Source organism: Klebsiella sp. F11, assembly GCF_056712265.1.
On sequence record NZ_CM160060.1, the window covers coordinates 178,949 to 192,572 of the forward strand.

The 13,624-nt window shown below is 60.3% G+C and carries 11 protein-coding genes; 3 read left to right on the forward strand and 8 right to left on the reverse strand.

Annotation, left to right across the window (positions count from 1 at the left end; all coding sequences use genetic code 11):
- Positions 1-64: 64 nt before the first annotated feature.
- From lldD to AC1M2H_RS01030, 8 genes are all read right to left on the reverse strand, one after another.
- The gene (gene lldD, locus AC1M2H_RS00995; protein WP_480152064.1) at positions 65-1,249 is read right to left on the reverse strand and encodes an FMN-dependent L-lactate dehydrogenase LldD; all 1,185 of its coding nucleotides are present in this window, start codon (positions 1,247-1,249) and stop codon (positions 65-67) included.
- Positions 1,249-2,022, reverse strand: a complete 774-nt coding sequence (gene lldR, locus AC1M2H_RS01000; protein WP_480149964.1) for a transcriptional regulator LldR — start codon at positions 2,020-2,022, stop codon at positions 1,249-1,251. The genes lldD and lldR overlap by 1 nt, the downstream gene beginning before the upstream one ends.
- Positions 2,019-3,674, reverse strand: a complete 1,656-nt coding sequence (gene lldP / locus AC1M2H_RS01005; RefSeq protein ID WP_480149965.1) for an L-lactate permease — start codon at positions 3,672-3,674, stop codon at positions 2,019-2,021. The genes lldR and lldP overlap by 4 nt, the downstream gene beginning before the upstream one ends.
- Positions 3,675-3,953: 279 nt before the next feature.
- Positions 3,954-4,316, reverse strand: a complete 363-nt coding sequence (locus tag AC1M2H_RS01010; RefSeq protein WP_426813792.1) for a YibL family ribosome-associated protein — start codon at positions 4,314-4,316, stop codon at positions 3,954-3,956.
- 170 nt (positions 4,317-4,486) lie between these two features.
- Positions 4,487-5,086, reverse strand: coding sequence for a mannitol operon repressor MtlR (gene mtlR / locus AC1M2H_RS01015; RefSeq protein WP_480149966.1), 600 nt, complete (start codon positions 5,084-5,086; stop codon positions 4,487-4,489).
- On the reverse strand, positions 5,083-6,231 hold the full coding sequence (gene mtlD, locus AC1M2H_RS01020; protein WP_480149967.1) for a mannitol-1-phosphate 5-dehydrogenase: 1,149 nt from the start codon (positions 6,229-6,231) through the stop codon (positions 5,083-5,085). Before mtlD ends, mtlR begins: the two co-directional genes overlap by 4 nt.
- A 146-nt stretch (positions 6,232-6,377) precedes the next feature.
- On the reverse strand, positions 6,378-8,291 hold the full coding sequence (locus AC1M2H_RS01025) for a PTS mannitol transporter subunit IICBA (RefSeq protein WP_480149968.1): 1,914 nt from the start codon (positions 8,289-8,291) through the stop codon (positions 6,378-6,380).
- 64 nt (positions 8,292-8,355) lie between these two features.
- Positions 8,356-9,161 (reverse strand): IS5 family transposase gene (locus AC1M2H_RS01030; protein WP_480147878.1). Its coding sequence is split into 2 segments (ribosomal slippage): positions 8,356-8,808 and positions 8,811-9,161, totalling 804 coding nucleotides; the frame shifts between segments, so codons are not numbered across the junction.
- 496 nt (positions 9,162-9,657) lie between these two features.
- Here AC1M2H_RS01030 and AC1M2H_RS01035 point away from each other — a divergent pair.
- From AC1M2H_RS01035 to selB, 3 genes are all read left to right on the forward strand, one after another.
- Positions 9,658-10,266, forward strand: a complete 609-nt coding sequence (locus tag AC1M2H_RS01035) for a glutathione S-transferase (protein WP_480149969.1) — start codon at positions 9,658-9,660, stop codon at positions 10,264-10,266.
- 106 nt (positions 10,267-10,372) lie between these two features.
- Positions 10,373-11,761 carry an L-seryl-tRNA(Sec) selenium transferase gene (selA, locus tag AC1M2H_RS01040; protein WP_480149970.1) on the forward strand — a complete coding sequence of 463 codons (1,389 nt, stop codon included), beginning with the start codon at positions 10,373-10,375 and terminating at the stop codon, positions 11,759-11,761.
- A complete protein-coding gene (selB, locus tag AC1M2H_RS01045) occupies positions 11,758-13,596 on the forward strand; it encodes a selenocysteine-specific translation elongation factor (RefSeq protein ID WP_480149971.1) in 1,839 nt (612 codons plus the stop codon). The genes selA and selB overlap by 4 nt, the downstream gene beginning before the upstream one ends.
- Positions 13,597-13,624: the final 28 nt, after the last annotated feature.

Sequence of the window (13,624 nt, forward strand, 5' to 3'; positions counted from 1 at the left end):
GGGGGGCAGAATAGCAGATATTTCCCCGGCCCTCATCCCTGCGGGAGAGCGCCGGGCGGGCGAATTACGCGGCGTTACCCTGCTTCAGCGCGCCGAAGGTCTGCAGCGCGTCGGCGTTCTGCACCAGCGAGTCGCGGCTGATTTCAGCGATGGTTTTGGTCCCGGTCAGGGTCATCGCCACCTTCATCTCTTTCTCAATCAGGTTCAGCAGGTTGGCTACGCCCTGCTTGCCATGGGTGGCCAGCGCGTACAGATAGGCGCGGCCGAGCAGTACGCTATCGGCGCCCAGGGCAATCATCCGCACCACGTCGAGGCCGTTGCGAATTCCGCTATCGGCAAAAATCGCGATATCGCCCTTCACCGCATCGGCGATGGCGGGCAGCGCGCGGGCGGAGGAGAGGACGCCGTCGAGCTGGCGGCCGCCGTGGTTGGAAACCACGATACCGTCGGCGCCGAAGCGCACCGCATCGCGCGCGTCCTGCGGATCGAGGATCCCCTTGATCACCATCGGGCCGTCCCAGAATTCGCGGATCCACTCCAGGTCTTTCCATGAAATAGACGGATCGAAGTTGTTGGCCAGCCAGCCGATATAGTCTTCAAGACCGGTCGGCTTGCCAAGATAGGCGGAAATATTGCCGAGGTCATGCGGGCGACCGTTAAGGCCAACGTCCCACGCCCACTGCGGGTGGGTCATCGCCTGCCAGTAGCGGCGCATCGCCGCATTTGGGCCGCTCATGCCGGAGTGGGCGTCGCGATAGCGGGCCCCCGGCGTCGGCATATCCACGGTAAAGACCAGCGTGGAACAGCCCGCGGCCTTCGCGCGCTCCAGCGCGTTGCGCATAAAGCCGCGATCGCGCAGGACGTACAGCTGGAACCACATCGGGCGCTTGATGGTCGGCGCCACTTCTTCAATTGGGCACACGGAAACCGTGGAGAGGGTAAACGGAATGCCCTTATCATCCGCCGCGCCTGCTGCCTGCACTTCGCCGCGGCGGGCGTACATCCCGCACAGGCCGACCGGGGCCAGCGCCACCGGCATGGTGAGCTTTTCTTTGAACAGCGTGGTTTCCAGGCTCAGGTCCGACATATTTTTCAGCACCCGCTGGCGCAGCGCCACGTCGGAGAGGTCCTCAACGTTGCGGCGCAGCGTGTGCTCGGCGTAGGCACCGCCGTCGATATAGTGAAACAGGAACGGCGGCAGGATCCGCTGGGCGGCGGCGCGGTAGTCGCTGGCGGCTGAAATAATCATCACGAGTTCTCCCTGGAATTTTCATTGTGGGCGCCGGGCAGGCGGGTAATGCGCGCCTGGCGGGCCTGATCTTCATCAAAACGTTTAATCGTGGCGTGGACAAAGCCCAGGTGGGCCATCATCGCCTGGCGCGCGCCCTCGGCGTCGGAGGCAAAAATGGCGTCCATCACGGCCTGATGCTGTTCGGTCAGGCGGGCGAAAACCGGCGGCACAAGGTACATCCGCTGGCGGCTCTCCTTGACCGACGATTGCAGGAGGTCGAAAAAGCCGCGCATGGTCTGCAGCAGCACCACGTTGTGCGACGCCTCGGCAATCGCCAGGTGGAAGCGGACGTCGGCCTGGGAGGCCAGGTCCGGATCTTCGCTCTGGGTGGCTTCAAAGCAGAGGCGGATTTTCTCTTTTTCGCCATCGGTTGCCCGTATCGCCGCGTGCCAGGCGGTGCTGGCCTCAATGGCGTGGCGGGCTTCCAAAATATCAAAGCTGTAGTCGGGGTCGTCGGCGAGCAGCGTTTTCAGCGGCTGCACGATATTCTGTTCCGACCACGGCTCGTGCTGCCAGCGGACAAAGGTCCCGCCGCCGCGTCGGCTCAGCAGGAGCCCTTCGTTAACCAGCATCGCCAGCGCCTCGCGCAGCGAGTTACGCGATACGCCGAGCAGGGCGGCCAGCTGCCGTTCGGCGGGCAATCGCATGCCCGCCTCGAGGTTTTGTTCTTCAATCAGCTCCCGCACGCGACGGGCGACGTCGTCGGCAAGGCGCTTAGGCATGACTATCACGGGATCATCCAGGTTAAGATGTAGGCCTGCAGCGTGGTGATGACGCCGACCATACAGGTAAAGATCAGGCTATGTTTTACGGTAAAGCGGAACAGGTCAGACTCCCTGCCCACCAGGCCTACCGCCGCACAGGCGATGGCGATGGACTGCGGGGAGATCATCTTCCCGGTAACTCCGCCGGTGGTGTTGGCGGCAACCAACAGAATATCGGAAACGCCGATTTGCTGGGCCGCCGTGGCCTGCAGCGCGGCGAACAGCGCGTTCGACGAGGTATCTGAACCGGTCAGGAACACCCCCAGCCAGCCGAGGAACGGCGAGAAGAAGGTAAACGCGTGGCCGGTATGCGCCAGAGCGAGCGCCAGCGTTGACGACAGCCCGGAGTAGTTCGAGATAAACGCGAACGCCAGAACCATACCGATAGAGTAAATCGGCAGCGCCAGCTCCTTGAACGTGCTGCCAAAGGTGATCAGCGCGTCCTTCGGCTTCATGCGCAGCCAGACTACGGAAAGTATAGCCGCGAACAGAATGGCGGTACCGGTGGCCGACAGCCAGTCGAATTTATACACCGCGGCGTAAGGCGTCGCGGCGCTGACCACCGGCGGCATGCGCGCAACCATCTTATCGAGGAACGGCACGGAGATATTAATCACGAAGTCGTACATCGCCCCGCCTGGCGCAAACAGGGCCTTAAACGGCGGGATGCTCCACAGCGTGACGGTCGCGGTCAGGAACAGGAACGGCGACCAGGCGCGAATGACCTGGCCGGCGGTGTAGTGCGTGCGCGCCAGGGTTTGATCGACCTGCGCGGCGCCCATATCGCCAAAGCGGAAGATGCGCACCGGTTGCCAGCGCTTGAGGAACAGGGTCAGGCAGACCAGCGATACCAGCGAGGAGATGATATCCGGCAGCTCTGGGCCGAGGAAGTTTGAGCTGAGGTATTGCGCAATCGCGAAGGAGCCGCCGGCGACGATGACCGCAGGCCAGGTCACCTTGACGCCGCGCCAGCCGTCCATAATCGCCATAATCCAGAACAGCACGATAATCGTCAGGAACGGCAGCTGGCGTCCGACCATCTGGCCGATAGCGAAGCTGTCGATACCGGTGACCTGCCCGGCGACCAGAATGGGGATCCCCATCGCCCCGAAGGCTACCGGCGCGGTGTTGACAATCAGGCACAGGCCCGCGGCGTAGAGGGGATTAAAGCCGAGACCCACCAGCAGCGCGGCGGTGATCGCCACCGGCGCGCCGAAGCCCGCCGCCCCTTCGAGGAAGGCGCCGAAGGAGAAGCCGACGATCAGCATCTGCAGGCGCTGGTCCGGGGTAATGGAGAGAATGGACGAGCGGATAATCTCGAACTGCCCGGTCTTCACCGAGATTTTGTAGACGAATACGGCGGCAATAATAATCCAGGCGATGGGCCACAGGCCGTAGAAGAAGCCGTAGACCACGGAGGTCAGCGCGCGGTCGACCGGCATTTTATAGAACAAAAGCGCCACCGCCAGCGCAATGGCGACGGTCCAGGTGGCTGCGATGTACCCTTTGAGCTTGAGCTTAATCAGGGCAAAAAAGAAAAACAGAATCGGTAGCGATGCGATAAAGCTCGAGAGCCAGATATTACCGGCCGGATCGTAATTTTGTTGCCAGAGGTTCATGCAGGTCTCCATCGGGCCACCATGATGCCGTGCAGAGTCTGCGCTCCTTGCAGGTCACATCATTTGTAAAACTGGCCCAGCCAATAGGGTGTTATAGGATTAACGACAACGAATGGTTAACCAAATGTTATTGATGGGCAATATAGTTGTGACTAAAAATGATGGATATGTGAACTATTGGACGATTTAAGAAATCATTGGTTGGGCCAATTTGGCGAAATGCTGGGGGAGTGTGTTACGCAGAGAAAATCCCCTCTCCGGGCGGAGAGGGAAGGGGGATCAGAATGCGATTTTAGAGAAGCCGGTCATTTCCGTGAGCTTCATTTCACGACCCAGAGCGGTCATCGGGTGAACGATAACCAGGCCACGCACGCTTTTTTTCAGCTTGCCCATGTCGGCCTGCTCTTTTTTGGTGATCGCGCGGCGGTGCGGCAGGCTCATGAGCTTTTGCGCCTCTTTGCTCAGCTTCTGGCCCTGAACGGCGCGCAGGCGCACGATTTCCGCTTCAATGGTCTCTTTTTCTTTGTCCAGCTCGGCGTATTTGTCCGCGGCTTCAACCAGCGACATATCGGCTTGCTGATGGCGGATGGCGTCGAGACGGTCGCTCAAACGCTTGATTTCATTCTTTTCGACTTCTTTCATGGTGATTTAATCTATTAATAAAGGGGGGTCAACGCCATATAGTATGGGCTGTGAGTTGTGCTGTGGGTAGTTATTTATCGAAATCTCGCGGCTTTGCCCCGCGAAGCATTGTCGTCGGGAGTATTGCGGGCAGCTGTATCGGCAGCGTGCGATGCGCACAGGCGTGGTAGTCAGAGCGTGAGTTTCTGAAAAGCTTTTTTTAAGCTGATTCGGGAAATCAGCTCGGTCAGAGACAGCATCATCGTTGAGCGTACAACCTGCTGGTAGCGCAGCTTCTGCATCGCCAGCAGTTCCGCATCGCTCTCATCAAATAGCGGCAGAGGCGGCAGCGCGCTGACGCAGTGCAGTTCGCCAAAAGGCCCGAGGATCTCGTCGTCGGTAAAACCGTACTCGTTGCCGTCGTGGTTGAGCTCCTCGCGCAGGGCCATCAGCAGCTCGGCGTCTTCATACTCGGCGCGGCTAATCACCCCAAGGCCGTAAATTAGCTTCAGGCGTACGGAAAGGTCGCCCAGCGGCCCGTCGCCGTCCAGCAACGGTTCCACTGCGTATTTCACCGCGTAATCATCTTTGCGGAATACCTGAAGCACCAGGATATTAACCGCCTCAGTGAGTAGCTCGACGGCGGCGATCAGGAAGCTTCGTACGGTTTTGCCAGCATTCAGACGCTCAAGCACACGGTTTTCAAATGCCTGTGTTTCTTCCATTATTGCCTGCATATCTGACAGGAGTAGTCGTGGGCGCGGTTCGTGCCGCGCCTGTTCGTGCCTCATTTGATGGCGTTATAGTCGTTAACGGCCTCCAGCACCACGTCGCTTGCGGCATCCAGACCGGAAATCTGTGCCAGCGCGCCCTGCGGGCCCTTCTCGGCAATCAGCGCCGCCAGCTCCTGCGCCTGCGGATCCTCTGCGCTGCGGAAGTGCATCGCCGCCGCAATCCCTTTCACCAGATTGGCGTGCGGCAGGGCGTATTCCAGCGTGCCGAGCAGCGGCTTAACCAGGCGATCGCCCGCGCTGAGTTTACGCAGCGGCTGGCGGCCAACGCGCTCAACGTCATCTTTCAAATACGGGTTCTCGAAACGACCGAGAATCTTCTGGATATAGGCGGCGTGCTTTTGGGCATCAAAGCCGTAGCGCTTAATTAGCACCGCGCCGCTCTCTTCCATGGCTCCTTTGACGATGGTGCGAATTTTCTCATCGAGGATCGCGTCGCGAATCGTCTGGTGACCCGTCAGTTTTCCGAGGTAGGCGGTTATAGCATGTCCGGTGTTTAAGGTGAATAGCTTACGTTCGACAAATGCCATCAGGTTGTCGGTTAATTCCATGCCCGGGATCGCGGGCAGGGCGCCCTTAAACTGGGTTTTATCGACAATCCATTCGCTGAAGGTCTCCACGGTGACTTCCAGCGGGTCGTGGGTTGCGGACGCGGACGGCGGCACAATACGGTCAACGGCGGAATCGACGAAGCCGACGTGGGCTTCTACCCAGGCTTTGTCTTCTTCGGCCAGCGCGTTAAACACGTGGCCCTTCAGCTGCGTGGTTCCGCGCACCATGTTCTCGCAGGCGATGATGTTCAGCGGGGCTTCAAGCCCCTGCGCTTTACGCTTGACCAGCCCTTTGGCAATGGCCGGGGCGATGCGCTCCAGCACGACCGGGCCGACGGCGGTGGTGACCAGGTCCACGCTGGCAATCAGCTCAACGACCTCATCGCCGATGCTGCTCACGGCGTTGACACCGGAGACGGTGTCCACCTGCTCGTTTTCGCCGACAACGTGCACCTGATAGCTATGACGGGCGTTCAGGGCATCCAGAACGACCTGATTCACATCGGCAAATGTTAAGGTGATTCCCGCGTCGGCCAGCAGTTTACCGATAAAGCCGCGCCCGATATTACCTGCGCCAAAATGTAATGCTTTCATAGTATTAACCTTCAATTAATGTTTTTACCTGAGAGGGTTCGGGTGAGGCCTGTCCCTCACCCGAACCCTCTCTCCGACACGCGGAGAGAGGCTGGCGTTTCTCGTTATCCCGGACGCCGACGTCAGCGCCTCGTCCGGGCAACGGATTACGCTTTGTTCAGCAGCGCCAGCACTTCTTCCACGCTGGTGGTGTGCGTCAGGCGCTCAATCACCGTCTCATCGTCCAGCGCGTTGGTCAGGCTGGTGATGACCTGGATGTGCTCGTTATTGCGGGCGGCGATGCCGATGACCAGACGGGCAACCTCATCTTCCTCTTCGCCGAAACGTACGCCCTGCGGATACTGGCAGAACACCACGCCGGTTTTCAGGACGCGATCTTTCGCTTCGATAGTGCCGTGCGGTACCGCGATGGACTCACCCAAGTAGGTGGAGGTCAGCTTTTCGCGATCCAGCATCGCCTGCACGTATTCCGGTTCAACGTAGCCGCCTTTGACCAGCTGCTCGCCGGCAAAGAGGATGGCCTCTTCTTTGGTTGCCGCATGGCGACCGAGGAAGATATTCTCCGCCCCGAGTCGGAACAGGTGAGTATCGGCAGCGTCAAAGCTGTCCTGCAGGCTGTCGCGAACTTTCTCTTCGTTATCGGTATGGCGCTGCGCCGCGACCAGACGTTCGGTCAGGCTGGTGTACAGGCCGCTATCGAGGAAGTTGGTCAGCGAAATATGCTGAGCCTGCGGGACCTGGCGCATGGCGCGTTCGGTCAGGTCGCGGTGGGTAATCACCAGGTCGACGTCCGGCGGCAGGTTGTTAATCGCACAGTTGGTGACGGAGATATTGCTCAGTCCCGCATCCTGTACTTTCTTACGCAGCACGCCTGCGCCCATTGCGCTGGAACCCATACCGGCGTCGCAGGCAACGATGATTTTGCGCACGTGGCTCAGGTCGTTAGCGACATCGCCAGCGGCCAGCGGCGTTGCCGCGCCTTTGGAGGCGGACTTCATATCCTGCACACGGCGGGTTGCCGCATCGATATCCTCTTCCTCTTTCACTTTGCTGGTTTTCAGCAGAATGGCGGAGACCACGAAGGAGACGGCCATAGCGGCGATAATCGCAGCGATGTTAGCAAAGTAGGCGCCTTTCGGCGTCATTGCCAGTACGGCCAGGATGGAGCCCGGAGAAGCCGGAGACACCAGGCCACCGTTGAGGATGGTCAGGGTGAACACGCCGGTCATACCGCCGAGGATAACGGCGAGGATCAGACGCGGGTTCATCAGCACGTACGGGAAGTAGATTTCGTGAATACCGCCGAGGAAGTGGATAATTGCCGCGCCGCCTGCGGACTGCTTAGCATTACCGCGACCAAAGAACATGTACGCCAGCAGCACGCCCATCCCCGGACCCGGGTTCGCTTCAATCAGGAAGAAGATTGATTTGCCCAGCTCGTGGGACTGCTGAATACCCAGCGGCGAGAAGATACCGTGGTTGATGGCGTTATTCAGGAACAGGATTTTCGCCGGTTCTACGAAGATAGACGCCAGCGGCAGCATGTCGTGCACGACCATGAAGTTAACGCCCGCCGCCAGAATTTTGGACAGGACTTCAACCGCAGGGCCAATGCCGAGGAACGCCAGAATCGCCAGGATCATCCCGATGATGCCGGCGGAGAAGTTATTCACCAGCATCTCGAAGCCGGATTTAATCTTACCGTCTACCCAGCTGTCAAAATGCTTAATCGCCCAGCCGCCCAGCGGCCCGGCAATCATCGCACCGAGGAACATCGGCATATCGGCGCCGACGATCACGCCCATGGTGGTAATCGCGCCGACCACGCCGCCGCGCTCGCCGCCAATCAGCTTACCGCCGGTGTAACCGATCAGCAGCGGCAGCAGGTAGGTAATCATCGGGCCGACCAGCTTCGCCAGCGTCTCGCTTGGCAGCCATCCTGTCGGAATGAAAAGTGCGGTGATGATACCCCACGCGATAAACGCGCCGATATTTGGCATCACCATATTGCTAAGGAAACGACCAAAGCTTTGCACCTTGATCTTGATATCGGATGACATAAAACACCCCTTTTTCTGTTTTGCTTATCGCGTAGGCTAAAAGCCCGAGGCTTGTTGTTAGAGCCTATCCCAATAGGATTTTGTTCCAGACAATGATGCCGCAGGCAAAATGCAACATGGCCTCGTAATTTTCGGCCTTCTTTTCCCATCGGGTCAGAACCCGGCGAAAGCGATTCATCCAGCTATGAGTCCTCTCGACAACCCAGCGATGGGCTTTGAAGTCGGTGTTTTTACCTGCATCAGACTCCTCTTTACGGGACTGGATATGCGGCTCGTAGCGGCGGCTCTGTAGATACGTTTTCAGCCAGCCAGCTTCGTAACCTTTGTCCAGGCAGAGTCTGAGTTTTTGCCCCGGACGCCCCGTCTGAAGTGCATCGAGCGTATCTGCAACCAGTTTGATATCGTGCGTGTTCGCTGCTGCAACAACCAGCGACAGAGGAAGCCCGTTGGCGTCTGTCAGCAGGCTACGCTTTACGCCTTGTTTCCCTCTGTCCGTGGGATTACGGCCTGTTTTTTTGTTCCTGACAATGGCGATTTGGTCATACAGCCGTCCATCGACAGCCAGGACCAGTCAATGCCGTCCAGATGTTCGCAGGCAAGCAAACCGTTCTGCCAGAAGCGTTCGAAGACTCCCGCATCGCGCCATTCCTGGAAGCGTCGGTGTGCAGAACTCGATGAACATATCCCGGTGGCGTTCAGGGCGTTCCACTGGCAACCGGTCCTGAGGACGAAGAATATGGCATCCATGGCAGCACGGTTATCAACGCGTCTACGATGAGTCCCCAGTGGGTGGCTGGTTTTATGCTCCGGGATGAGTGGAGCCATTTTTTCCCATAGTTCGTCGCTGATCTGCCACTTGCTACCCGCCATACATTCCCCCTCAGAAATTACCGTAACGTATTATACGATAATTCCTTTTGGGATAGGCTCTTAATGTGGCGGCAGAGGAAGCCGGACCCTGATTGATAAAGCGAAATCTGGCACCGAATCGTAAAACTGTCCAGTCACCGGGCTTTTGTGTGACGCAGATCACATGAATATAGGCGATCGAGAGGTGTATATAGTGATATGCGTCACATAATGGCTGTGCAAAAAAGCGGCTGAGGGATAATTTGTCGCCAGAAACGCGCTTTAATGTGATAAATGTCACAATTTTGTATCTGATAATAATTATTTATATGTGATGCTTGTCACAAAATATCGTCGCTTGTTTTTAGCACCTGTGATCTCCGGCAGATTTCGCGGGCCGGCGTTGGCCCATGCGGATCGGTCGCGCAGCGGCCCGGGCTGATTGCCACAATGTCCCGCCTGCCTTTTGTCCGCTCCTGAACCATACTTAGATTTTTGTTGGCGAAAGGAGCAGGCAGTGAAACTGATCGGCAGCTACACCAGTCCCTTTGTGCGCAAAATCTCCGTCATACTGCTGGAAAAAGATATTCCCTTCGAGTTCGTCAATGAATTCCCCTGGAGCGAAACCAGCGGCGTCGCAAAATATAATCCTTTAGGCAAGGTCCCGGCGCTGGTCACCGACGACGGCGAGTGTTGGTTCGACTCGCCGATTATTGCGCAATATCTGGAACTGCTCGGCGTGATGCCGGAAATGCTGCCGACCGACCCGAAGGCGGCGCTGAAGGTACGCCAGCTGGAGGCGCTGGCAGACGGCGTGATGGAGGCGGCGCAGGCGCTGGTGCGCGAAAAGGCGCGCCCGCCGGCCCAGCAGTCGGAAACGGAGCTGCTGCGCCAGCGGGAGAAGGTGGCTCGCGGCCTTGATGCGCTGGAGGCCTACGCGGCCGACGGCACCCTGCGCGGGGATGAGATTAACCTGGCGTCGATCTCTGCGGCCTGCGCCATTGCCTATCTTAACTTCCGCCGCGTGGCGCCGGGCTGGTGCGCGACGCGGCCCCGGCTGATTGCGCTGGTTGAGGCGCTCTTTCAGCGCGCCAGTTTTGCCCGCACGGAACCGCCAAGGAGTTGACCCAGGCAGGTAACAGTTTCTGCGCGCAGGCGTTACAATTGTCGCTCAATTGTTGACTCCCTCTCCCGTCGGGAGGGGGGAAAATAACCTATCGCCAGGCTCATTCATGACTACCGATACTCGTGCGCTTTACACCCAGCTTCCGGCCACCGACCGTCTGCTCCGCGATCCCGCTTTTTCGTCCGTGCTGGCTCGATACGGCCATGCCCAGGTTGTCGCCCTGTTGCGCCAGATGCTGGAGCAGGCGCGGGAACACATCCGCCTGCGGCACGCGCTGCCCGACTGGTGTGCCGGCTGGGCACAGGAGGCCGAGCGGCGGCTGGCGCAGACGACGGAAAGCGCGCTGCGCCCGGTTTTCAACCTGACGGGAACGGTGCTGCATACCAATTTAGGCCGCGCGATCCAGGCCGAGGCCGCGGTGGAGGCGGTTACGCAGGCGATGCGGGCGCCGGTTACCCTGGAATATAGCCTCGACGACGGCGGACGCGGCCATCGCGACCGCGCGCTGGCGGATCTGCTGTGCCGCCTGACCGGTGCGGAAGACGCCTGCATCGTCAATAACAACGCCGCGGCGGTGCTGCTGATGCTGGCGGCAACGGCCGGCGGCAAAGAGGTGGTGCTCTCGCGCGGCGAACTGGTGGAGATTGGCGGCGCGTTTCGCATCCCTGACGTGATGCGCCAGGCGGGCTGCGTTTTACACGAGGTGGGCACCACCAACCGTACCCACGCGAAAGATTATCGCCAGGCCGTGGGTGAGAATACCGGCCTGCTGATGAAGGTGCATACCAGCAACTACAGCATTGAAGGTTTTACTAAAAGCGTGGATGAGGCGGAGCTGGCGGCGCTGGGCCGCGAGCTGGATATTCCGCTGGTGGTCGATCTGGGCAGCGGTTCGCTGGTGGATCTGAGCGCGTACGGCCTGCCTAAGGAGCCGATGCCGCAGGAGATGATTGCCGCCGGCGTCAGCCTGGTGAGCTTCTCCGGCGATAAGCTGCTGGGCGGCCCGCAGGCGGGGATTATCGTCGGTAAAAAGGCGATGATTGCCCGCCTGCAGCAGCACCCGCTCAAGCGCGCGCTGCGCGCCGATAAAATGACCCTTGCGGCGCTGGAGGCCACCCTGCGCCTCTATCTGCATCCGGAAACTCTGGGCGAGCGCCTGCCAACCCTGCGCCTGCTGACCCGCAGCGCCGAAGATATCCACGCGCAGGCGGCGCGCCTGCAGACGCGGCTTGCCGCGCGTTACCCTGACTTTGAGGTGCGGATAGAGCCCTGTCAGTCGCAAATCGGCAGCGGCTCGCTGCCGGTGGACCGCTTGCCCGGCGCCGCCCTGACCTTCACCCCGCGCGACGGCCGGGGCAGCCGGCTGGAGGCGCTGGCCGCGCGCTGGCGGGCGCTGGCGGTACCGGTGATTGGCCGGGTTAGCGATGGCCGCCTGTGGCTGGATTTGCGCTGCCTTGAAGATGAATCGCGGTTTATGGAGATGTTATTACCATGATTATTGCCACCGCCGGACACGTTGACCACGGCAAAACCACGCTGCTGCAGGCGATTACCGGCGTGAACGCCGATCGCCTGCCGGAAGAGAAATCCCGCGGGATGACTATCGATCTGGGCTATGCCTACTGGCCGCAGCCCGACGGCCGGGTGCTGGGCTTTATCGACGTGCCGGGCCACGAAAAGTTTTTGTCCAACATGCTGGCGGGGGTGGGCGGGATCGATCACGCGCTGCTGGTGGTGGCCTGCGATGATGGCGTGATGGCGCAGACCCGCGAGCATCTGGCGATCCTGCAGCTGACGGGAAAGCCGTCGCTGACGGTGGCGCTGACGAAGGCCGATCGCGTGGAGGCGCAGCGCGTTGACGAGGTACGCGCCGACGTCGAAGCGGTGCTGGCGGAGTTTGGTTTTACGCCCGCCGCGCTGTTTGCCACCGCCGTACCGTCCGGGCGCGGAATTCGCGAGCTGCGGGAGCATCTGCAGCAGCTCTCCGGGCGCGAGCATCCGCAGCATCAGCGCTTTCGCCTGGCGATCGATCGCGCCTTTACCGTTAAAGGCGCGGGGCTGGTCGTGACCGGCACGGCGCTCAGCGGGGAAGTTAAGGTCGGCGATACGCTATGGCTTACCGGCGTTGATAAGCCCGTGCGCGTGCGCGGCCTGCATGCGCAGAATCAGCCGGTCGAGCAGGCGCGGGCCGGTCAGCGCATCGCGCTGAATATCGTCGGCGATGCGCAAAAAGAGGCGCTAAACCGCGGCGACTGGCTGCTGTCGGTTCAGCCTCCCGAACCGGCCGGGCGAGTGATTGTCGAACTGCAGTGCCACGTGCCGCTCACCCAGTGGCAGTCATTACATCTCCATCATGCTGCCCGCCACATTACCGGACGCGTGTCGCTGCTGGAGGGAACGCTGGCCGAGCTGGTGCTCGATAGCCCTTTGTGGCTGGCGGATAACGATCGCCTGGTGCTGCGCGATATCTCCGCCCGCACGACGCTGGCAGGCGCCAGGGTAGTGACGCTCAATCCGCCGCGCCGCGGCAAGCGTAAGCCGGAATACCTGCAGTGGCTGCATACGCTGGCGAGCGCCGCCGACGACGCCCGGGCGCTGGAGGTGCATCTGCAGCGCGATGCGGTGCGTCTGGATGATTTTGCCTGGGCCCGGCAGCTTAGCGAAACCGGGCTGGCCGCGCTGATAGGCCGGCCCGGCTATCTGCAGGCGGGCAACGGCCTGCTCAGCGCCCCGCTGGCGGCGCGCTGGCAGAGCAAATTAGTCGATGCGCTGACGCGCTATCACGATCAGCATCGCGATGAGCCGGGGACGGGACGCGAACGCCTGCGGCGTATCGCCCTGCCGATGGAGGACGAAGCGCTGGTGCTGCTGCTGATTGAGCTGCTGCGCGAAAGCGGGGTTTTCCACAGCCACCACGGCTGGCTGCATCTGCCGGAACACAAAGCGGGCTTTACCGATGAGCAGCAGGCCGTTTGGCTGCGGGTGGCCGGCCTGTTTGCCGATGAGCCCTGGTGGGTGCGGGATCTGGCAAAAGAGGGCGGCGTTGAAGAGCCCTTAATGCGTGCGGTGCTGCGCCAGGCGGCGCAGCAGGGAGTGATTACCGCGATCGTTAAAGATCGCTATTACCGTAACGATCGGATCGTCGAATTCGCCGGGCTGATTCGCGAGCTGGATCTCGAGAGGGGATCGACCTGCGCCGCTGATTTTCGCGATAAGCTGAACATCGGCAGAAAGCTGGCGATCCAAATCCTCGAGTATTTTGACCGTATTGGCTTTACCCGCCGGCGCGGAAACGATCATATTCTGCGCGATAAGGCGCTGTTTCTTTAGCTGGACGGCGCTGGCGATGTCGCCGGGC